At 35.4% G+C, this 22,908-nt stretch carries 18 protein-coding genes and 1 pseudogene; 11 read left to right on the top strand and 8 right to left on the bottom strand.

Annotated elements, in window-relative coordinates:
• The first annotated feature begins 53 nt into the window (after positions 1 to 53).
• Positions 54 to 437: a hypothetical protein gene (locus RT037_RS13875; RefSeq protein ID WP_409529552.1), complete on the top strand. Its 384-nt coding sequence runs from the start codon at positions 54 to 56 to the stop codon at positions 435 to 437.
• Between the two features lie 36 nt (positions 438 to 473).
• On the opposite strand, the gene RT037_RS09255 is transcribed toward RT037_RS13875, so the two are convergent.
• Positions 474 to 941 carry a methylglyoxal synthase gene (locus RT037_RS09255; protein WP_313030279.1) on the bottom strand — a complete coding sequence of 156 codons (468 nt, stop codon included), beginning with the start codon at positions 939 to 941 and terminating at the stop codon, positions 474 to 476.
• A 439-nt stretch (positions 942 to 1,380) separates the two neighbouring features.
• On the opposite strand from RT037_RS09255, the pseudogene katG reads away from it, so the two are divergent.
• Positions 1,381 to 3,492 (top strand): annotated as a pseudogene (katG, locus tag RT037_RS09250) (catalase/peroxidase HPI).
• 165 nt (positions 3,493 to 3,657) lie between these two features.
• On the opposite strand, the gene RT037_RS09245 reads toward katG, so the two are convergent.
• Positions 3,658 to 4,059, bottom strand: coding sequence for a hypothetical protein (locus RT037_RS09245; protein WP_313030277.1), 402 nt, complete (start codon positions 4,057 to 4,059; stop codon positions 3,658 to 3,660).
• Between the two features lie 428 nt (positions 4,060 to 4,487).
• Between RT037_RS09245 and RT037_RS09240 the strand changes: the two genes are divergently transcribed.
• On the top strand, positions 4,488 to 4,766 hold the full coding sequence (locus tag RT037_RS09240) for a hypothetical protein (RefSeq protein WP_313030274.1): 279 nt from the start codon (positions 4,488 to 4,490) through the stop codon (positions 4,764 to 4,766).
• 94 nt (positions 4,767 to 4,860) lie between these two features.
• Here RT037_RS09240 and RT037_RS09235 read toward each other — a convergent pair whose 3' ends face one another.
• Positions 4,861 to 7,077: an NADP-dependent isocitrate dehydrogenase gene (locus RT037_RS09235; RefSeq protein ID WP_313030270.1), complete on the bottom strand. Its 2,217-nt coding sequence runs from the start codon at positions 7,075 to 7,077 to the stop codon at positions 4,861 to 4,863.
• A 188-nt stretch (positions 7,078 to 7,265) separates the two neighbouring features.
• On the opposite strand from RT037_RS09235, the gene tpx reads away from it, so the two are divergent.
• The 3 genes from tpx to RT037_RS09220 all read left to right on the top strand — a co-directional run bounded on the left by tpx (position 7,266) and on the right by RT037_RS09220 (position 9,885).
• The gene (tpx, locus tag RT037_RS09230) at positions 7,266 to 7,763 is read left to right on the top strand and encodes a thiol peroxidase (RefSeq protein WP_312322753.1); all 498 of its coding nucleotides are present in this window, start codon (positions 7,266 to 7,268) and stop codon (positions 7,761 to 7,763) included.
• A gap of 60 nt (positions 7,764 to 7,823) precedes the next feature.
• Positions 7,824 to 9,029, top strand: coding sequence for a DUF763 domain-containing protein (locus tag RT037_RS09225; protein ID WP_312322754.1), 1,206 nt, complete (start codon positions 7,824 to 7,826; stop codon positions 9,027 to 9,029).
• Between the two features lie 655 nt (positions 9,030 to 9,684).
• A complete protein-coding gene (locus RT037_RS09220) occupies positions 9,685 to 9,885 on the top strand; it encodes a hypothetical protein (RefSeq protein WP_313030268.1) in 201 nt (66 codons plus the stop codon).
• Between the two features lie 99 nt (positions 9,886 to 9,984).
• Here the strand turns inward: RT037_RS09220 and RT037_RS09215 are convergent, their stop codons facing one another.
• The 3 genes from RT037_RS09215 to RT037_RS09205 form a co-directional block, all read right to left on the bottom strand.
• Positions 9,985 to 10,560, bottom strand: a complete 576-nt coding sequence (locus RT037_RS09215; protein ID WP_313030267.1) for a mechanosensitive ion channel domain-containing protein — start codon at positions 10,558 to 10,560, stop codon at positions 9,985 to 9,987.
• A gap of 89 nt (positions 10,561 to 10,649) precedes the next feature.
• Positions 10,650 to 11,480, bottom strand: a complete 831-nt coding sequence (gene tatC / locus RT037_RS09210) for a twin-arginine translocase subunit TatC (protein ID WP_313030265.1) — start codon at positions 11,478 to 11,480, stop codon at positions 10,650 to 10,652.
• A gap of 85 nt (positions 11,481 to 11,565) precedes the next feature.
• On the bottom strand, positions 11,566 to 12,516 hold the full coding sequence (locus RT037_RS09205; RefSeq protein WP_313030262.1) for a KpsF/GutQ family sugar-phosphate isomerase: 951 nt from the start codon (positions 12,514 to 12,516) through the stop codon (positions 11,566 to 11,568).
• Between the two features lie 221 nt (positions 12,517 to 12,737).
• Between RT037_RS09205 and recQ the strand changes: the two genes are divergently transcribed.
• The 4 genes from recQ to RT037_RS09185 all read left to right on the top strand — a co-directional run bounded on the left by recQ (position 12,738) and on the right by RT037_RS09185 (position 18,727).
• Positions 12,738 to 14,945 carry a DNA helicase RecQ gene (gene recQ, locus RT037_RS09200; protein ID WP_313030258.1) on the top strand — a complete coding sequence of 736 codons (2,208 nt, stop codon included), beginning with the start codon at positions 12,738 to 12,740 and terminating at the stop codon, positions 14,943 to 14,945.
• Between the two features lie 69 nt (positions 14,946 to 15,014).
• Complete coding sequence (locus RT037_RS09195) at positions 15,015 to 16,088, top strand: glycosyltransferase (protein WP_313030339.1); 1,074 nt, start codon at positions 15,015 to 15,017, stop codon at positions 16,086 to 16,088.
• Positions 16,089 to 16,193: 105 nt separating this feature from the next.
• Positions 16,194 to 17,597, top strand: a complete 1,404-nt coding sequence (gene lpdA / locus RT037_RS09190; RefSeq protein WP_312324763.1) for a dihydrolipoyl dehydrogenase — start codon at positions 16,194 to 16,196, stop codon at positions 17,595 to 17,597.
• 224 nt (positions 17,598 to 17,821) lie between these two features.
• Positions 17,822 to 18,727, top strand: a complete 906-nt coding sequence (locus tag RT037_RS09185) for a DUF4476 domain-containing protein (protein ID WP_313030253.1) — start codon at positions 17,822 to 17,824, stop codon at positions 18,725 to 18,727.
• Positions 18,728 to 18,786: 59 nt separating this feature from the next.
• Here the strand turns inward: RT037_RS09185 and RT037_RS09180 are convergent, their stop codons facing one another.
• The gene (locus RT037_RS09180) at positions 18,787 to 20,214 is read right to left on the bottom strand and encodes an MFS transporter (RefSeq protein WP_313030249.1); all 1,428 of its coding nucleotides are present in this window, start codon (positions 20,212 to 20,214) and stop codon (positions 18,787 to 18,789) included.
• 112 nt (positions 20,215 to 20,326) lie between these two features.
• Complete coding sequence (gene secG / locus RT037_RS09175; RefSeq protein WP_313030246.1) at positions 20,327 to 20,674, bottom strand: preprotein translocase subunit SecG; 348 nt, start codon at positions 20,672 to 20,674, stop codon at positions 20,327 to 20,329.
• Positions 20,675 to 20,839: 165 nt separating this feature from the next.
• Here secG and RT037_RS09170 point away from each other — a divergent pair, with 165 nt between their 5' ends.
• Positions 20,840 to 22,840, top strand: coding sequence for a S9 family peptidase (locus tag RT037_RS09170; RefSeq protein ID WP_313030242.1), 2,001 nt, complete (start codon positions 20,840 to 20,842; stop codon positions 22,838 to 22,840).
• Positions 22,841 to 22,908: the final 68 nt, after the last annotated feature.

Raw genomic sequence — 22,908 nt, 5'->3', positions numbered from 1 at the left:
CTTTTTTGGCATTCATATTGAATTAACATAAGCGAACGTAAAATTTAAGTGTTATGAAATGGATTAAATACTTAGGACTTAGTATTGCAGGAGGTTTTTTAGCAATATCATGTTCTACAGGTTCGATATACGGAAAGAATGATCGAGTCTATCGTGCGCCAGATGGCGGTGTGTATAGACAAGGGGAGGTCTACAGAGATAGAAATGGTAGTGTTTATCAAAATGGTAGAGTTATTGTTTACGACAGAAATTCTGGCGATTACAGAAATCTACCTCCTGGCCAAGCAAAAAAAATATATGGTGATAAATCAGCTAAAAAATATGCACCAGGTCAACGTAAAAAAGCCAAAAACTATTATTACGATGATGATGATCAAGGAAGGAATCACAAAAAAAATAAAGGCAAAAAACATCACCGTGACCACGACGATGATTAAAATAAAAAACTCGGATAATTACATCCGAGTTTTTTTTTAGATACCTTTCTTGATATTTCGGTTCAAATAGGTTTTGTAATCAGGAAGCGCGACACTATGATTTTCGTCCATATATTTAGAAGTAATTAAGAAATCGGCACTTGCAGAATTACTTGCCGTTGGGATATTCCAGACCACGCAAAGTCTCAAAAAAGCCTTAACATCGCTGTCATGAGGTTGCGATTCCATCGGATCCCAAAAGAAAATTACCATATTAATTTTTTCTTCAGCGATCATGGCGCCAAGCTGTTGATCTCCACCTAGTGGACCACTCAGGACACGCTTCACTTCAACATTCAGGCTCTCCGAAATTAGTTTTCCAGTTGTTCCCGTTGCTATCAGATGATGCTGTACCAAGATATCTCTATGAAGTTTTACCCAATCTAGTAATTCATCTTTTTTATGATCGTGTGCTACCAGAGCAATTGTCTTTTTTGCGGGAAGTTGTTTTAATTCTGTCATCATTTTTATTTCAAAACAAAGTTAATCAATTGTTTCGATAGGTTTTTTGCATTAAATAAAACTTACGAATGTTAATCTTATTTTAAAATGGATAAACAATTGCGCTTATCATAGAGATATCTTTTAAATTTAAAGATAAAATTTATGTATTATCAAATTTTATATAGATGAATGAAATTAAAATTTAAAATATGATAGGTTCTATTTATTAGATGTTTAAATTTAAGTTATGACTAAAATTAATTTTCCCAATATTAAACCAATAGTTTTCTTAAAACCTTTTAGAAATTAAAAATAAACTTATATAAACACAGAAAACGGAGAAGACAAATGCCCTTTTAATCACGGTGAAACTTCACCACAACCAACTCAAGAAACAAATTCTAATTCAGGAAAATGCCCGGTAATTCATGGTGGACTTACTTTCAACTACGAATCTGTGATGGTTGCATGGCCAAATGCGCTTAATTTGAATATTTTGGCGCAACCCGACCAAAAAACAAATCCTTTTGGTGAAGATTTTAATTATGCCGAAGAATTCAAAAAACGGGATTTAGAAGCTGTTGAAAATGATATATAAACTTTATTAATGGACAATTAAGATTGGTGGCTAGCTGATTATGGAAATTACGCAGGAACGTTCGTTCGTACGGCTTGGCACATGGCGGACAGTTACCGTGCAATGGACGGTTGTGGTGGTGCGAACACAGGAAACCAACGTTTTGCACCGTTAAATTCTTGGCCAGATAACGTAAATACAGATAAAGGTTGCCGTTTGCTTTGGCCAATTAAAAAGAAGTACGGTAATAAAATTTCTTGGGTTGATTTAATTATCCTTGTAGGAACGGTTGCTTACGAAGCGGTTGGCTTGAAAACTTTCGGTTATGGCGGGGGGCGTTTGGATATTTATGCTCCCGAAAAAGATCTTTATTGGGGTTCTGAGAAAAAATGGTTAGACTATACAAAGCATTGTTACGGTGATGATGAAAACCGCGACACCTTAGAAAATCCTTTGGCAGCGGTAAAAATGGGATTAATTTATGTAAATCCTGAAGGTGTGGACGCAAATCCTGACCCAATTAAAACAGGGCAAGACATTCGTGTAACCTTTAAAAGAATGGGAATGGACGATGAAAAAACTGTTGCATTAACGGTTTGTGGACATAGGATTGGAAAATCTCACGGAAACGGAAAAGCAGAAAATTTAGGTCCAGATCCAGAAGGAGCAGATGTTAACGAACAAGGTTTGAGATGGCATAATTCGGTAGGAACTGGAAATCGTGACAATACGATGGTATCGGGAATTGAAGTTGCTTAGACAACCAATCCGACGCTTTGGTATAACGAATTCTTGACGTTGCTTTTCAAATACGATTGGCAATTAACAAAATCTCCAGCTGGAGCAAATCAATACGAACCCATTAATATCGCGGAAGAAGCTATGCCAGTTGATGCATTCAACCCGAATGTGAAGCGTAATCCGATGATGACAGATGCCGAAATGGCGATGAAATTTGACCCTATTTACAGAGAAATTTCATTAAACTTTTTAAATAATCCAGATAAATTAGCGGATGTTTTCGCAAGAGCTTGGTTCTAGTTGACGCACCGTGATATGGGATCAAAAAATCGTTATTTGGGAGCTAATGTTCCTGCAGAAGATTTGATTTGGCAAGATCCAATTCCGAAAGTAGATTATACATTCAGCGATTCTGAAATTGCTGATTTAAAACAAACTTTATTAAGTTCTGGTCTTTCAAGAACGGAATTAATCAACACTGCTTGGGATTCTGCAAGAACTTGGAGAGGTTTCGATTATCGCGTTGGCGCTAATGGAGCGAGAATTAGACTAGAACCTCAAAGAAATTGGGTTGCCAACGAACCTGAAAGATTAAATAAAGTTTTAGCAAAATTGGAAGAAATTCAAGCTGGATTGGCGAAGAAAGTTTCTATTGCGGATTTAATTGTTCTGGGTGGAACTGCAGCGGTTGAAAAAGCAGCTCAAGAAGCTGGTGTGATCATTACAGTTCCTTTTGCAGCAGGTCGTTGCGACGCAACTCAAGAACAAACCGACGTCGAATCTTTTGAATATTTGGCGCCACTTTACGACGGTTACCGAAATTTCTTGAAACAAAATTACGATTTTAAAGCCGAAGAATTATTGTTAGACAGAGCGCAATTAAGGGGATTAACTGCTCCAGAAATGGTTGCTTTAATCGGTGGGATGCGCGTTTTAGGAACTAATTATGCAGGAACAAAACATGGCGTTTTCAAAGATAGAGAAGGTGTTTTAACGAACGATTTCTTTGTGAACTTAACCGACATGAACAATAAATGGATTTCAACAGGTGATAATTTGTACAATATTGTGGATCGTAATGCTGGTTCTACAAAATGGATGGCAACACGTGTGGATTTGGTTTTCGGATCTAATTCAATTTTGAGATCGTACTCTGAAGTTTATGCGCAAAACGACAACAAAGAGAAATTTGTAAAGGATTTCTTTGCTGCTTGGGTTAAAATGATGAACGCAGATCGATATGATTTGAAGTAAGATTTAAATTATGTAAATACAATCCTAATAAGTTAAAGCTTGTGAGGATTTTTTATTAATCAGGAAAATATTGATACTTGATTTCTGTAATTACAGGCACTAATTTTTTTTCGGTAATATTGGTTGCATAGATGTCCACGAAGTATCGTTCTTTAAGTTGTAGCTTTATATTAGATTGTAATTCATCATTTTTTTAACTTGTCTAGTCCAGATTATATGATTTTTGTAGACTTGCGATTTTTCGAATCCGTTTTCTATAATTTTATTTTCGTATTGAGTTTCCATAATCATTGCCGTTTTCATGGTCAAACTCGCAAATTTTTCTGAGCTGTCGCTTATATCGAGGTTTATAATCGTATCATTATTTCGATAAATCGCGTTTACTAAAGAGATTAGGATTTTAGGATTTTGTTTTTCCTTTTCGAAAAACGGTTGAATCGTGTCGCCCTTCATATCTAGTAACTTTTTAGGAAAAGCTTGAGCTAAAATACTATCGGGAAGTAATTTCGTATGGATTCTCTGCTCACATTTTTCATTGATTTGTTGGGATGTAAAGCCTGTGGACATAGCTGTTTTCAAACTATCTTCTTGTTGCCTTAATTTCTCAACGTTTTTAGATTTTTTACAAGAAATAGTAATATTTAGAGGAATTAAAAAACAGAAGTATGATTTTTTCAGTTTCTAATAGATTTAGATTTTGTGTTAGGTAATTTAATGAAAATTTATAAATGTGGTAATTTAGTTTTTTGATTGATTTTAAATCAGAAAAGCAAAAAGTAATACATGTAGAAGTATTTTTCTTTTTATATTTAACTAAATACGAAATAACATAGGAAATAATAAAACACAAAAAAAAGAAATGTATGATGAGAATGCAGGTTTTGTTTTAATGCAAAAATGGTCTGCATCTCTTCGATGGATTCTTGTACTACCTGTTGCTATGCTGAGTTTTTTGGTGGTAAATGGTTTCTCGGACGCGGTGCTAAAAATTACAAGTGCAACTTGGTTTCTTTATCGTTTTTTTTATCTTTCATACCATCGCTACAGGTATGTTAATTTTTAATGGATCGGCAACAGCACCTTCTGGGCGAAAAATAGTCAAAATTGTTTTGGCTGGAGTATTGCTTTTTAATTCCATTGTAAATTTTATATTACCAAAAGAAAAATATATCTATGCAAGTCTTAGTTCTACTTTAAAAATTATTAATCGTGTGAGTATTGTATTAGGCGTAGTTTATGTGTTTTTTGATTCGAGAAGGCAAAACAAAGTTTAGAATATTTTTGAAAAATCGAATTGTATTATATTATAAGACAATTACGGCAGCTTCGAAGAAGCTGCCGTAATTTATTTTCAGAAAGAATTTATAATTAAATTCCATCAATAATTTCATTTAAAACTGTACTAGGACGCATTGCAGCGTAAGTTTTATAAGTATCAGGTTTGTAATAACCATCGATGTTTTGAGGTTTTCCTTGAGCGCCGATTAATTCTGCATTAATCACTTCTTCGTTTTCTTTCAATGCTTGTGCTATAGGAGCAAATTTAGCAGCCATTTCAGCGTCTTTCGTTTGTACAGCCAAAGCTTCAGCCCAATACATAGCTAAATAGAAGTGAGAACCTCTGTTGTCGATAGTTCCTAATTTTCTACCTGGAGATTTATCTGTTGCTAAGAATTTAGCGTTTGCTTCATCCAAAGCGTCTGCTAAAACTTGAGATTTTGTATTATTTTGAGTTTGTGCTAAATGCTCCAAAGAAGCTTGTAAAGCTAAGAATTCACCTAAAGAATCCCATCTTAAATAACCTTCTTCTAAGAATTGTTCAACATGTTTTGGAGCAGAACCTCCAGCACCCGTTTCGAATAATCCACCACCGTTCATCAAAGGAACGATAGAAAGCATTTTTGCAGAAGTTCCTAATTCCAAAATAGGGAAAAGATCTGTTAAATAATCTCTCAATACGTTTCCAGAAACAGAAATCGTGTCTTTTCCTTCTCTTGCTCTTTTCAAAGTTTCTCTCATTGCGTCTTTTACATCCATAATTCTGATGTCAAGACCTGTTGTATCGAAATCTTTTAGATATTTTTCTACTTTTTTGATGATTTCTCTGTCGTGAGCTCTTCCTTTATCCAACCAGAAAATTGCAGGCGTATCAGACAATCTTGCTCTGTTTACCGCTAATTTAACCCAGTCTTGGATTGGAGCATCTTTAGTTTGACACATTCTAAAGATATCATCTTTTTGAACTTTTTGCTCTAAAAGAAGATTTCCGTTAGCGTCTTCAACTTTAATCGTTCCGTCTGCTGGTGCTTGGAACGTTTTATCGTGAGAACCGTACTCTTCAGCTTTTTGAGCCATCAAACCAACGTTAGGAACAGAACCCATTGTTGTTGGGTCAAGCGCTCCGTTTTCTTTCATATCATCAACAACAGCTTGGTAGAAACCTGCATAAGAACGGTCTGGAATAATCGCAATAGTATCTTCTTCAGCACCATCTTTGTTCCACATTTTACCGCCGTTTCTTACCAAAGCAGCCATTGAAGCGTCAACGATAATATCTGAAGGAACGTGGAAATTGGTAATTCCTTTGTCAGAATTTACCATCGCAACGCGTGGTCCGTTTGCCAAGTCAGCGTCAATTGCAGCTTTAATTTCTGCTTCTTGAGGTTGACCTTTAATTTTTTCATATAAATCTGCTAAACCATTATTAGCATTGATATCTAAAGACTTGAATAATTCACCATATTTAGCAAAAACATCTTTGAAAAAAGTTTCCACAATCGCCCCGAATATAATTGGGTCAGAAACCTTCATCATCGTTGCTTTAAGGTGTGCAGAAAGCAATACGTTTTTATCTTTTGCCTCTTGAATTGCATTTTGTACAAAAGCTCTCAGTGCATTAAGATTCATTACAGAAGAATCGATAACCTCTCCAGCTTTTAGTGCAGAAAGTCCTTTTACTTCTTTAGAAGAACCATCGTTTCCATAAAAAGTAATTTTAAATTCTGTTGCGTTTTCAACAGTTGTAGAAGTTTCAGTTCCGTAGAAATCACCTTCTGTCATTTTTGCAACATCAGTTTTGCTGTCAGAAGCCCAAGCTCCCATTTTGTGTGGGTTTGCTTTTGCGTAATTCTTAACCGCTTTTGGAGCACGTCTGTCGGAGTTACCTTCACGTAAAACTGGGTTTACAGCACTTCCTAAAACTTTAGCATACTTAGCTTTAATCGCTTTTTCATCATCATTTTTAGGTTCTGCAGGGTAATTAGGAACTGCAAATCCTTTCGCTTGAAGTTCAGCAATCGCTTCATCCAACTGTGGTGCAGAAGCAGAAATATTTGGAAGTTTAATGATATTTGCCTCTGGAGTTGTCGCCAAAGCACCCAATTCAGCAAGCGCATCAGGAATTCTTTGTTCTTCTTTCAAGAATTCTGGGAAGTTTGCCAAGATTCTTCCTGCAAGAGAAATATCTGGAACTTCGATTTCGATGTTAGCAGTTTTTGTAAATCCTTTTACGATAGGTAAAAATGAGTGAGTTGCCAACATTGGCGCTTCATCCGTAAGTGTGTAATGAATTTTTGCTTGTGACATTATAATTGTTCTTTTTATCTTTTTTTGATCTAGCTACAAAAATAAGCATTATTAAATGAACTTTTATTAATATGCAAGATGATTTTAAGTGGGTTTGTCGTGTCTCTGCGTTAAATTTTCTTAAATATTAACCTATGATATAGGATTACTGAAAAGCTTGACCTAAATTTGATTCAAATAAAAAAAGTATGGCAAATATTACATTTAAAGGAAATCCAATACACACAGTTGGGAATCTTCCAGAAGTTGGAACTCAAGCTAAAGATTTTACTTTGGTAGCTTCCGATTTATCCGAAAAAAAATTATCCGATTATAAAGGAAAGAAAGTTGTTCTTAACATTTTTCCAAGTATTGATACTGGCGTTTGCGCAGCTTCTGCAAGACACTTCAATCAAGATGCAAGTTCTTTAGACAATACAGTTGTTGTTAACGTTTCTCGCGATTTACCTTTTGCGTTGAGTCGTTTTTGCGCTGCAGAAGGACTTAGTAATGTTGATGTACTTTCTGATTTTAGAGGAAGTTTTGGTGAAGATTATGGTGTAACTTTAGAGGATTCTCCACTTCACGGACTTTTAAGTCGTGCAGTTGTGGTGGTTGATGAAAACGGAAAAGTGATATACACAGAGCAAGTCCCAGAAATTGGTCAAGAACCAAACTACGAAAATGCTTTAGCAGCTGTTAAATAAAATTTATATTTAAATAAAAACCTAGACGGTCTGCCTTCGAGTGGACCGTTTTTTAATCCTATGAAACGATCAGGAACCACAACACTTCCGCTTCACTATGGCAAAGTTCCGCCATGGTTGTACGAGCGTATGTCTGCTTTGGGACTTTCCATTGTCGAAGTTATTTTGGCAGATTATGGAAAGGCCGAAGTGCTACGTCGTTTGTCGGATCCCTTTTGGTTTCAGAGTTTTGGTGCTGTTATGGGCATGGATTGGCATTCGTCGGGGATTACCACTTCCGTGATGGGCGCTCTAAAACGCAGTATCAATCCTATCGCTAGAGATTTGGGAATTTATATTTGTGGTGGAAAAGGCAAATATTCTAAAGAAACACCATCCGAACTTCTCCTAATTGCCGATAAAACTGGATTAAATGCTGACAGTCTTGTCCGAGCAAGCAAATTGACTGCTAAAGTTGATAATACGGCGATCCAGGATGGTTATCAATTGTATTTGCATAATTTTATTTTGAGTGATGAAGGCAGTTGGGCGGTTGTTCAGCAAGGTCTGAATGATGCTGATGGAACGGCGCGCCGCTATCATTGGCATTCCGAAAATCTGAAATCCTTTGTTGATGATCCTCACAGCGCGATCCAAGGTGTTAATCGGGGAGAAATTCTCAATCTAACATCAAGTGATGCCAAAGACAATCGAAACGGAATTTTAGACATTTCACATACCAATTCCGAGAATATTATGCAGGATTTTGCGAATTTAATTCTGCCACAACATCACGAAGTCACCGCCAAAGATGTCGATTTAAAAAGACTTGGCGCTTTGCTGTATGTCACTCGAGAATTACAACCTCAAAATTTTGAGGATTTATTATTGTTAAAAGGTGTTGGTCCTCGCACGATGCAAAGTTTGGCTTTGGTTAGTGAGGTTATTCATGGTGCGCCGTCACGTTTCAAAGATCCTGCGAGATTTTCTTTTGCGCATGGCGGGAAAGATGGTCATCCTTTTCCTGTGCCGATTAATACGTTTGATGAGACGATTTCGATTCTTCAAAAAGGTGTTGAAAAATCCAAACTTGGAAATTCGGAGAAATTAAAGTCTATTGAGAAACTGCATCATATTGTTGCTGAAACCGAAAAAAACTTTACTCCCGATTTTGATTTTGATGCTGTTGTTGAAGATGAACGCCGAAATTCATTTCGATTTGGTGGAAAGACGGTTATGGGCGACGCTAAACCACCAAGTAATGGAATACAATTGTCATTGTTTTAATTGATTTTTTAATAAATTCTTAAAATTTTAGCGTTTTTGATGATTCAAAATTAATATTAATTTTTATTTTTGCTTGCGATAAAAAGCATGATTTGAAAAATATCTCCATTTCCTTCTATATTTTCATATGTATAACACTAAGTTCTTTTTTTGTTTTAAAAGCGCAGGATTAGGTTTCTATTAAAGAACTTCGTCATAAGCTAAAAGATGCTAAGGACGAGAAAATTCGTGTTAATATTACAGTTGACATGATCAACCAGTTTAATCGTTAAGAGGAAATTGATAGTGCAATTGCACACTCCCTACAAACTGCTGATTATTTGAAAAAAAAATCAAAAATTTCAAGATGCAGGTCGATTTTATATGACAGTTAACACGCTGTATCTAACAGTTGGTGATAAAGTGAATGTCGAAAAGTATCGGCAAGAGGCAGAAGAGTATTTTAAAATGTCTGACAAATCTCCCAATAATAATTATTTTAGCCAAATATAAGGTTTTAGAATCGTATTGTCTTTTGGAAAAAGGCGTAGTTAGGTCATTTGTAAATGATATGGATAACAATGATATCACCACCGAATTTTTTATTGATGGCGATATTGTGATTATTCCGAGTTCTTTGTTTCAGTAAATTCCTTCTCAAGAAAGTTTACAAACCGTGACAGATTGCGAAGTTTGGGAAATTAAATACGATGATTTTCAGGAAGTTTTTCGTTCTATTCCAGGTTTTGCTGAATGGGGAAGATTATGGTTTACTTATCAGTTGTTCACCTTGAAACAACGTTCTTTGGACATGATTACAATAAGCGCAACGAGTCGATATTTAAAATTATCCAAAGAAAAACCTAAGATTCTGTAAACGGTTCCGTTAAAATTTATTGCTTCATTTTTAGGAATTACCGACACTTCGCTCAGTAGAATTAGAAAAGAAATTGTTAGAACTTAAGCCTTCCTTTCATCAAGAGAATGTTTCATATTCGGTGTATAGGCAGTTCTTATTGACTGGTTTCTCATGCATAACCTCTGGATGCGACTTTGCAGCTTCTTCCATCGAGTTGATAACTTGCTTAACATCCGAATCATAACCAACACCAATTGAAATACTAAATCCCGAACTATCATCATCATAACTCATGTTCACCAATTTATTTTTGGTCAAAATGGAATTTGGGATAATCATGGTTTTATTATCACGTGTTAACATTGTCGAAGTACGGATGTTAATTTGTTGAACTTTTCCGACAACGCCTTCGATCTCAACAACATCATCCACTTTATTACATCGATCTAGAAGAATAATGATTCCGGAAATAAAATCAAGAATTAAATTTTGCAAGCCCAGACCAATCCCAATCAAGATTGCACCTCCACCAAATAGAAATGTAGAAACGTCAACACCAATCGATTTGAAGGACAAAATCGCTGTGATCAGGATGATTAAATATTTTAAAATCTGAGAGAACGCAAATTTTTTACCGACATCGATACGTTCAGATTTATAAATAAAAGTTCGGAAAAGCTTTGTTACAAACATCCGTCCATTCTTTTATTTTTTTGAAAATTACAAGGCTTCAAGTCTTATGCCAATAAAAAAGCTACAATTAATCTTGTAGCTTTTTAATTTTATTTTGAGGTTTTCATCAAATCTCGCTTGTTTTCTTTTTCGATTTTATTGTATACATATTTTGACATCAAAATACTAAATTCATATAACAATAATAACGGTAAGGCCGCCGCCATCATACTTAGCACATCAGCAGGCGTAATAATCGCAGCAACAACCATGATTAAAACAATGGCGTGACGACGATAAGTTTTTAAGAATTTCGGTGTTAAAATCCCGATGGCTGTCAATATGTAAACGATAATGGGGAACAAAAATACCAAGCCCATTCCTAACACAACTTGTAAGAAAAGCGTTGTGTAGTCACTTAAATCAAATAGTTGAACAATGTTTTCCGAAACTGTGAATAGTAAACCGAAATTAATAGCTAAAGGCAGAATTAAAAAATAACCTGTTAAAACACCAGCAATAAATAAAATCCAAATGCTATTGATATAAAAAACTGAGTTTCTTTTTTCTTTAGGAAGTAAAGCTGGACTTATAAATCTCCAAATTTCCCAAATAATGTACGGAAATGCGATAACAATTCCGCCAAAAATAGAAACCGCCATCATTACATTAAACTGTTGGAATAATTGCTTTTGTTGAATTTTAAACGTGTCGGGAAGATGGATGCTTTCTTCACCAGTAAACATTTTCGAAAAATGATTTATCAATCGGAAAGTCGGAAAATCATTACTTGTTGGACCAAAAAATATGTGATCCATAATCCAATTAATATTAAAACCAACAATAAGTGCACCGACAATAATAGCTATTATTGATCGCACAAGATGCGCTCTTAGTTCTCCAACATGTCCTAGAAAGGACATTTCTTTTTCTTCGCTCATTAATTTCTATTCCTGTTAATGCAATTTTGTGACTGCGAAATTAACTATTTTATTGTTATATATTTATATGACTTTTTTCGAAATTCTATATTATCCCTTCATCCAAAAGTTTGTGTAAGTCGATAATACCATAATATTGTCCGTTATCCGTTACGATAAGTTGTCCGATATTGTTATTTTTAAGAATGTACATAGCGTCTTTTGCAAGTTCGGATTTATCTATATTTTTGGGATTTTTGCTCATAATATCTTTTGCAATAACTTTTGACACATCATCCTGATTTAATAACATTCTTCGCAAATCGCCATCAGTAATCACACCAAGAATTTTTCCGTGTTCTGTCACGACGGTTATACCATGTTTGGAAGCACTCACCGAAATAATAACTTCTCGAATTGTGGCTTCAGGATTAATTTCTGGTTTGGTTTGCGAAACAAATTGTTCAACTTTTGCTGTTAAATTTTTTCCTAAACTTCCTCCTGGATGGAATTTTGCAAAATCGATATCTTTAAAATCTTTTAGTTCCATAAGACATACTGCTAGCGCATCGCCCAAAGCCATTTGGACTGTTGTAGAGCTTGTTGGCGCTAATTTGTTTGGGCAGGCTTCTTTGTCAATATGCGTATTCAAAATTATAGCAGATGCCTTTCCTAATTTGCTGTCAGGATTTCCAGTCATCCCGATTAAACAAGAAGAATAATCTTTTAAAAAGGGAAGAAGATTAACGATTTCTAGAGAGTTTCCAGAATACGATATGCAAAGCACAACGTCTTGTTTTTGGATAACACCAAGATCACCGTGTATGGCTTCTGCAGCATGTAGAAATTGCGCTGGCGTGCCAGTTGAGTTAAGTGTTGCTACGATTTTGTTCCCAACGTGCGCAGATTTACCGATGCCAACTACGATGAGTTTTCCGGAGGCTGCATTGATGCTTTCAACGGCTTTTACAAAACTGTCATCCAACCTATTTTTAAGTGATTCAAGTTCGGCGATTTCGATGGATAGGGCATCTTTTGCTAGTGAAAGAAGATTCATGTTACTTAATTATTAAGCTTCATTATTTATTTTAGAATCACATTAAATTTTGCTATCTTCACGTTCCCAAAAAAATAGATTTTTGGTTTTTTCAATTAGCTTTAGTAACTTTAGTACATCAAGTCAGCTATTAAGCTTTTAAAGTTTAGCAAAAATGTTATTCTTTAATAATTGAAGTCATTTTTGATTTATTGTGCAAATTTAGTAAACAAAACTAAAGGATGGATATAAAGAACATCGACTTATCAAAGGAGTTAAAAAAATACTTTGGTTTTTCAACATTTAAAGGTCAGCAAGAAGAGATTGTAAGTACATTATTGGCATCGAAAGATGTTTTTGTATTGATGCCAACAGGCGGTGGAAAATCGCTTTGTTATCAACTACCCGCATTAATCTCGGAAGGCACAGCGATCGTTGTATCGCCACTTATCGCTTTGATGAAGAACCAAGTTGACGCTGTTAATGGACTTTCTGAGGAAAGTGGCGTGGCGCATGTTCTTAACTCATCACTTAATAAAGCACAAACCAAGCAAGTTTTTGATGATATTAAATCTGGGAAAACAAAACTACTATATGTTGCGCCAGAATCTTTGATTAAAGAAGATTACGTTGAATTTCTTCGTGATGTTAAAATTTCATTTGTAGCCATTGATGAAGCGCACTGTATTTCGGAGTGGGGACACGATTTCCGTCCAGAATATCGCAACTTAAAAGGTATTATTGACAAAATTGCGAACGTTCCTGTGATGGCTTTAACAGCAACTGCAACACCAAAAGTTCAGGATGATATCCAAAAAACTTTGGGAATGAACGATGCTGTTGTTTTTAAAGAAAGTTTTAACAGAGCCAATTTGTTTTATGAAATCCGGCCAAAAGTTAATGTAGATAAAGAAATTGTAAAATTCATCAATCAACATAAAGGCAAATCTGGAATTGTCTACTGTCTTAGCCGGCGAAAAGTAGAGGAGTTTGCACAGCTTCTTCAGGTTAATGGCATCAATGCTTTGCCGTATCACGCGGGACTTGACCAAAAAACAAGAGTTGCCAATCAGGACAAATTCTTGATGGAAGAAGTCGACGTTATTGTCGCAACCATCGCGTTCGGAATGGGAATTGACAAACCAGACGTTCGATTTGTTATTCATTATGATATTCCAAAATCTTTAGAAAGTTATTATCAAGAGACGGGTAGAGCTGGGAGAGATGGCGGCGAAGGCTATTGTTTGGCATTTTACGATCCAAAAGATATTGAGAAATTAGAAAAATTCTTAGCTCAAAAACCAGTTTCTGAACGCGAAATTGGACTTCAACTTTTGAATGAGGTTGTAGGTTATGTAGAGACTTCGATGAGTCGACGTCAATATTTGTTGCATTATTTTGGAGAAAAGTTTGATCCTGTAAAAGGTGATGGTGCCAAAATGTGTGATAATTCGGTTAATCCTCCTAATCTAATTGAAGCTACCAAAGATTTAAATTTTGTTTTAAAACTGATAAAAGATTTGGGTGAAAAATTCCGCACCAAGGATTTGATTTCAATAATTACAGGAAAAGAAACTGCGGTTACAAAGTCTTACAAACTTGAAAAAACAGAAGCTTTTGGAATCGGGAAGGAGCAAAGCGATAATTATTGGAAATCGATTATTCGCCAAGCAACGGTGCAAGAATATCTTAAAAAAGACATCGAAACTTATGGCGTTCTGAAGTTGTCTGTAAAAGGTAATGATATGCTTGAAGGCAAATGCAAAGAACAATTCTTCATTGCGGAAGATAGACAATATGATTTAGCACAAACCAAAAAGTCCGAATCCGAGCAAGTCCAAGTGCAAGCTGGTGGTGGACTCGACCTAGTTTTGTTTGGGCAACTAAAAGATCTTCGTAAAAAAGTCGCGCACAAGCTAGGAATTCCGCCATACACGGTTTTCATGGATCCGAGTTTGGAAGATATGACGGTGCAATATCCAACGAGTTTGGAAGAGATTGCTAAAATCTATGGCGTTGGCGAAGGTAAAGCCAAAAAGTACGGAAAAGATTTTGCGGAGTTCATCAAAAAATATGTCGAAGAAAACAATATCGAGCGTATGCAAGATATGGTTCTGAAACAAGTGGCCAACAAGGCGAGTCACAAGGTTTTTATCATTCAGAATACAGATAAAAAATTAGATTTCGAAGATATTGCGAGAGCCAAAAATTTAACAATGAATGAGCTTCTTAAAGAAATGGAATCCATTGTATACCAGGGAACTAAATTGAATGTTAATTACTACATCGAAGATAATTTTGATGAAGACATTGTTGAAGAATTTATGGAATTTATGAAAGATTCCGAGAGTGACTCGATGAAAGTTTTAACAGCCGAATTTGGTGACGACCTTTCTGATGAAGAAATCCGAATGTTAAGAATTAAATTTATTAGCGATGTTGCTAACTAATTTGTTTTAAAATATTAAATAAACGCTTTACTAATCGAGTAGAGCGTTTATTTTTTTATCTTTGAAATGATGAAAAAAAATTCAATAATATTCATTCTTCCCGATTTGGAAACTGGCGGTGCTGAGCGCATTGTGATGACACTTGCCAACCATCTTCCACGCGAAAAGTTTGAACCAAAAATCATGCTTTTGCGTAAAGAAGGAGGCTATTTGCGGTATGTGAAAAGTGATGTAGAAATTATTGACCTCAATACAAAACGCATTCGACATTCGATTCGACCAATTTTAAAGGAAATTCGAAAAAGAAAACCTGATATTGTTTTTTCTGGATTTGGTGAAGTCAATGCTTACTTATCCTTGTTTATCAAGCTTTTTCCGAAAACGAAATTCATTGCTAGGGAAACCAATGTAGTTTCGGAACACGTTACCAGAAAGGAAATTCGATTTTTTTATAAATTTTATAACAGTTACAAAAGCATCATTTGTCAAAGTGATGATATGGTGCAGGATTTACTCAAAAATTTTGATATTAAATCCAATAAAATTGTCAAAATAAATAATCCTGTGGATTTTGATTTTATTGGTGAAAAATTAAAATCGTCTCAACGTCCAGAAAGTTTTAAAACCAATTTTAAAAACGTAGTAGCCATTGGAAATCTTTCTTCGAGAAAGGGTTTTGATAATTTATTAAAAGTATTTTCAAGATTGAAAAATGAAAATATTTTGCTTCATATTTTGGGCGATGGATGCGATAAAGAAATGCTCCATGAGATGAAAGAACTGCTTGGACTTAAAAATGTAACTTTTCACGGAAGACAAGAAAATCCGTATCAGTTTTTAAAGTTTGCAGATTTATTTATTTTATCCTCTCGCTATGAAGGTTTCCCGAATGTTTTGTTGGAAGCTGGCGCTTGCGGAACTTTTTCTTTAGCCAATAATTGTCCGGGAGGAATTAACGAAATTGTTCATAGTGGAATCAACGGCGAAGTTTCAAATATTGAAAATCACGAGGATTTTGCACAAGATATTTTAAAGGTTTTAAAACAAGAACATGATGCAAATTCAATTCGAAATTCGATACTTTCAAGATTTTCGAAAGACATCATCATGAAAAAATACGAGCAAGTTTTAGGGAATTTATAATATCTATCGAAGGTTTAACAAAATTTTGCGCAATCTCAGTTGGCGATGCTGTATATTATCTTTAAATTTGTAACGCTTAAAAAGTATTAACATAAAAAATATATAATGTCACAATTTGATGTTACCGTAATCGGTTCTGGTCCTGGTGGATACGTTGCTGCAATTCGTGCGGCGCAATTGGGTTTCAAAACAGCAATTATCGAAAAATACCCAACTATGGGTGGAACGTGTCTTAACGTAGGATGTATTCCTTCGAAAGCACTTTTGGATAGCTCTGAGCATTTCGAAAAAGCAAAACACGATTTTGCAGATTTCGGTATTATCATCAACGAGCCAAAAGCAGATTTAGCAAGAATGATCGCTCGTAAAAACGAAGTGGTTGATATGACGACGAAAGGAATCAGCTTCTTGATGGACAAAAACAAAATCACCGTTTTTGAAGGTGTAGGAAGTTTTGAATCGGCTACAAAAATTAAAGTGACTAAAAACGATGGTTCTGCGGAATCTATCGAGTCAAAATATACGATTATTGCAACAGGTTCTAAGCCATCTTCGTTGCCATTTATCACATTAGATAAAGAAAGAGTAATCACTTCTACTGAAGCTTTAAACTTAAAAGAAATTCCGAAACACTTAATCGTAATCGGTGGTGGTGTTATCGGTCTTGAGTTAGGTTCTGTTTACTTAAGATTAGGTTCTCAAGTAACTGTGGTTGAATATATGGACAAAATTATTCCAGGAATGGATGGATCTTTGTCTAAAGAACTTCAAAAAGTCTTGAAAAAACAAGGAATGAAGTTTGAACTTTCTACAGCAGTTTCTGGTGTTGAAAGAAATGGTGATAGCGTAAAAGTTACTGCTAAAAACAAAAAAGGTGAAGAAGTTGCTTTCGAAGGAGATTATTGTTTAGTTTCTGTGGGTAGAAAACCTTACACAGACGGACTTGGATTAGAAAATGCTGGTGTTGAGTTGGACGAAAGAGGAAGAGTAAAAGTAAACGATCATCTTCAAACAAACGTTGCAAATATCTATGCAATTGGTGACGTTATTAAAGGTGCAATGTTGGCTCACAAAGCTGAAGAAGAAGGTGTTTTCGTTGCCGAAACTTTGGCTGGTCAAAAACCACACATCAATTATAATTTAATCCCAGGCGTTGTTTACACTTGGCCAGAAGTTGCTGGAGTTGGACAAACTGAAGAGCAATTGAAAGAAGCTGGTGTTGAGTATAAAGTGGGTAATTTCCCAATGAGAGCTTTAGGAAGAAGCCGTGCTTCGGGTGATACTGATGGTTTCGTGAAAATTATTGTTGATGCAAAAACAGATGAAATCCTTGGTTTCCACATGATTGGTGCAAGAGCTGCCGATTTGGTTGCTGAAGGTGTTACCGCAATGGAATTCCGTGCAAGTGCAGAAGATTTAACAAGAATGTCTCACGCACACCCAACTTACGCAGAAGCTGTAAAAGAAGCTGCTCTGGACGCTACAGGAAAAAGAGCAATCCATATGTAAGATTTTTTAAAATCAAAATATTTATAAAGGGAAGTCAGTTTTGACTTCTCTTTTTTTGTTTTGAAATTTGCTTTGATGATAATTTTTATTGAGAGTTAAATTGAATTTTGTTAAAAAAAATGATTTACTAAAAATATTAAATTATTCATTTAAAGGTCCTAAAATACTTGGTTTTTGGCACATTTGTAGAATATAGAAAATTGTAAACCTAAATTTTAAAAGTCATGAAAAAGATATTTACATTTTTAATTTTAGCTGTCAGCTTACAAACTTTTACCCAAGAAGCTGGACGATCTGGAGAATTGCTGAAAAATGAAGCGAGTACTTCCGAAATGCAACAACGAAATAATATTGGCGAGATAAGTGGTGAAAGAGGTTCTTCAAAAAATAACGGACAAAGAAACTCTGGAAATAATAGTAATGATTATGGTCGAAGCAATGGATCGTCAGGAACAAGGTCGACAAATAATTATCGTTGGAACCAAAACTATGGCTACTCGGAAGTATTTTTAAGAATCCCTGAACATGGCTATTTCACAGTAGAAGTTGGTGATCAAGTGGTAAGTAATGCTTCAGGAAAATACCGTTTCTTTGATTTAAGTTCTGGTAAGACTCCCGTATCAATTTATACAAATGGTTACTTAATTTATAGAACTCAATTAAGGGTGGCGAATAACAGTAGAATGGTTTTGGATTTCTTTACCAATAAAGGTTTGTTTTTGCTGGATTCGTATCCTGTACAAGGACAAATGTATGGCTTTAACGAGTGGGATGATGTTTGGAATAATCCATATAATTCTGGATGGAATCAACCTACTTCTCCAAATTTCAACAACAGTGGCGTTATGAACAATCAATTGTTTCAACAATTTTATAATACAATGCTGAAAAATGCGGCTTTTGATAAAGATAAAAAGGAGTTCATTCTTCAACAACTCCGAGCTTCGAATTTTACATCAAATCAAATTGCAATGTTACTAAAACCGTTTTCGTTTGACAGTAATCGACTGGATGTAGCAAAAATATTATACGAAAATTGCGTTGATAAAAATCAATATTTCGTTGTCGGTGATGCATTTGATTTTGAGATAGGAAGACGAGATCTAATGAAGTTTATTTCTAATCAATAATATAATAAAAGAGGAAGTTAGCTTTCTCTTTTTTTGTTTTTTAATGCAACTTAAATTGGTTAATGCGTTTTGTGTAAATCGTTTTTCGCACGTTTTCGGCTTTTCATATTTCTGACATTGATGCCATCGCGATCTGATAATTTTAGATATTCGTAAAGTGTTACCAAGCCAAGAACGCCAATAATCGCGAAAGCTAAATGAAAATCTTTAACACTATAATGACCTTCAGTACCATGAAAAAGACTTGCAGTTTTTAACGAGAATGCACCAAGCGTAATTCCCATTCCTAAAGTCATTTGCTGAGCTGTGCTATATAATGTATTTGCGTTGTTCATGCGCTCTTTCGGGATGTCAGCGTAGGCTAAAGTATTAAGACTACTAAATTGCATCGACCGAACGCATCCTGAAATAAACAATACTGTTATGGTCATCCAATGCGGCGTATCTGGGAAGAGGAGCAGCATTGCAAAAGATGTTAAACTAAGTAAAATAGTATTGGCTACTAGAACTCTCCTGAACGAAAATTTCCGAGTGATCCAAACTGTTGAGGGTTTCATTACTAAACTCCCAATCATACTTGCCATTAGCAAACTTCCAGACTCGAAGGCTGTCAACCCAAATCCAACTTGAAACATTAATGGCATTAAAAAAGGCGCCATCCCAATAACCATTCTTGTTATCGAACCAGAGTAAATCGTAATTGCGTAAGTTTTGGTTTTTAATTCGGAAAAATCGAGTAGTGGATTATCAACTTTTTTGGTATGTAAATAAAAAATATAAAACACCAAAATACTAAATATCATCAATGGTACCGAATAATAAACTGGCAGCATATCATTCGTAAAACTTTCTAAACCCATCATAAATCCAATCATCCCAATCGTACTTAATGCAAATCCTTTAACATCAAGTTTTCTGTCCGTTTTTTCGTTCGTATCGGGAATGTATTTCATGGTTAAAAAGAAAGCCAAAAGTCCCAACGGAATATTAATGAAAAAGATCCAGTGCCAACTGAAATAGGTCGTAATATATCCTCCTACAAAAGGTCCGAGAATGGGACCAATAAGTCCAGGCCAAGTAATAAATGCGATGGCGCTGACTAGATCATTTTTCTCCGTGTTTTTAAGAACCGAAAGTCGTCCTACAGGAACCATCATCGCTCCAAAGAAGCCTTGTAAAGCTCTAGATAGAGTGAATTCTGTCAAATTTTGACTTATCCCACAAAGCGCAGAAGCAACCAAAAAGCCAAGAATTGCAGTTCCAAAAACTTTTTTAACACCAAATTTTTCAGAGATCCAGCCACTAATTGGGATAAAAACGGCTAACATTATAATATAGACAGAAACCCCAATACTCATGTGAAGCGGATCGGCGCCAAAAGATTTTGCCATTTGTGGAAGCGCAGTCGTAATTACTGTGGAATCTAGATTTTCCATTAAAAAAGTGGCACCTACTATCAACGAAACTCGAAGAGCTTTTGCTTCCATATTTATAATTAAAACAACTTTTCTTTGGTGCTAAAATAATGCCATCAACTATTTTAAAAACAAAAAAGCGACTGGAAAAAATCAATCGCTTTATATATACTATGTAGTTAGTTTATTTTTGAACAGGTGCCTGTGTTGCAGGAGCTGTTTGATTAGCTGGTGCTTGACCTTGTGCAGGTACTTCTTTCTTAGTTGGCATTTTTGGCGCTTGGAAAGTAGTTGTTGGTTTACCAGTAACAACAATGCTTAAAATAATCATCACAGCGATGAAAATTCCTAATGTCCAAGTTGCTTTTTCCATAAAGTCATTGGTTCTTTGTACTCCAAAAGTTGCTGAAGAAGTACCACCAAATGTTCCTGAAAGACCGCCACCTTTTGGGTTTTGAGCCATAATAATAATGATTAACAGCACGCATGCAATCATAATCAATACCATAAATAGCGTAAATATAGTGCCCATGTAATTTTAAATTTTGAGTGGCAAATATAATGATAAATATTTATTTATTGAAATCAAAATTTAATATTTTCAATTTTTGGTATTAAAATCTGACTTACTATGCTTATTTACTATTATTTAAATTTATAATTAATAAATTCGTGCTTACAAAGAAAAAATAGTTTCATGAAGTTAAAACATACTATCGTTGCGCTTGTTGCGCCCTTTATGATGAATGCACAGCAAAAATTAACGCCCGAAATCTTATGGACACTTAATAAATTAGGCGTTCAGGCAGTTTCTCCAGATCAATCTTCGCTAATCTACAAAGTCAGTAAAACGGATTTGAAAACAGAAAAATCAAATTCTTCTACTTATTTTATGAATTTGCTCAATCAATCGGCAGAGAAAGTTGATTTTGGAAAACGTGCGGTTATCCAATGGGATAAAAATGGCTTGTACGCGCAAGAAGGTAATAAAATTGTGTTGTCAAAAGATGCGGGCAAAACTTGGACAGAATTCTATACAATTGGTACTGATGCAGAGAATATTGTAATTTCTCCAGACGGAAAAAAGGTGGCGTTTAGCAAAGCTGTTTTAGTAGAGAATTTAATGGCTAAAGACAAATATGTTGATACACCAAAATCTACAGGACAAATCTACACAGATCTTAACCACAGACATTGGGACGCTTGGAATGACGGAAAATACAATCACGTTTTTGTAGTTAACACATCCAATTCGTCAGATAAAGCAAAAGATTTATTAGAAGGTAAAAAGTTTGATTCGCCGCAGAAACCTTTTGGTGGAAGCGAGGATTTCGTTTGGAGTCCAGATTCTACAGAATTGCTGTATGTAACCAAAGCTAAAAGTGGTGCAGACTACGCGCAAAGTACCAATACAGATATTTTCGCCTACAACTTAGCAACTGGCCAAACCACCAATTTAACAGAAGGAATGATGGGTTACGATGTTGCCCCGAGTTTTAGTAACGATGGTAAAAATTTACTTTGGTTAAGCATGAAACGCGATGGTTACGAGGCAGACAAAAATGACATTATCGTTATGGATTGGAAGTCTAAAACCAAAAAAAATCTAACGGAAGCTTGGGACGAAACGGTGTCTGGTTCGACATTTTGGAGTGCAGATTCTAAAAGTATCTACTTTACAGCGGCTTATCGCGGGACTAAACAACTCTTTGTTGTTGATGCGAAAGGTGGAAAAGTCAATCAAGTTACGAATGGTCAATTTGACGTTAATGATATTTTTGCTCAAACTAAAAGCGGTTTAGTAGTTTCTAAAGTGGATATCAATCACAATGCGGATCTTTTTAATGTTGAATTAATAAAAGGGCAATTGTCACAGATCACCGATGTTAACAAAGATAACTACGCAAAATTAACTTTCGGTAAGTCTGAACTTAAAATGGTTAAAACTTCGGATGGTAAAGAGATGGGCGTTTGGTTCCATTATCCACCAAATTTTGATCCGAACAAAAAGTATCCAACGCTTCTATATTGTCAAGGTGGTCCGCAATCGGCGTTAACTCAATACAATTCTGTAAGATGGAATTTCGCTTTGATGGCAGCTAACGATTATATCGTTGTAGCGCCTAACCGTCGCGGTATGCCAGGTTGGGGAACCAAATGGAACGAATATATTTCTGGCGATTGGGGAGGACAACCAATTCGTGATTATCTTGCTGCTACGGATTTTGCTAAAACACTTCCGTATGTAGATAAAGATCGTGTTGCAGCAGTTGGCGCTAGTTACGGCGGATATTCGGTGTTTATGTTGGCGGGTGTACATGAGAATAGATTCAAAACTTTTATTGCGCATGATGGCTTATTCGATATGACATCTTGGTACGGAACGACGGAAGAATTGTGGTTTGCAAACTGGGATTTGGGTGGACCTTATTGGAAAAATCCAACGCCTAAGGCTTACACCGATTTTAACCCTATTAAAAAAGTAGCTAATTGGAACAAACCAATTATGGTTATCCAAGGTGGAATTGATTTCCGTGTACCTTATGAGCAAGGTCAAGAAGCTTTCCAAGCTGCAAAATTAAAAGGTTTGAAAACTAAATTTTTATACTTCCCGAACGAAAATCACTGGGTGCTTCATCCTCAAAATGGATTGGTATGGCAACGTGAATTTTTTGATTGGTTGAAAGAGACTTTGTAACAAAGCTTGTAAGATAGCCCCGATGTTCTATGTTAATCTGCAAATTTTTCAGGTTAAAATTTTTAATT

The organism is Soonwooa sp., from assembly GCF_032062245.1.
Lineage (GTDB): Bacteria > Bacteroidota > Bacteroidia > Flavobacteriales > Weeksellaceae > Soonwooa.
This window is presented reverse-complemented; position numbering and strand designations above follow the sequence as displayed.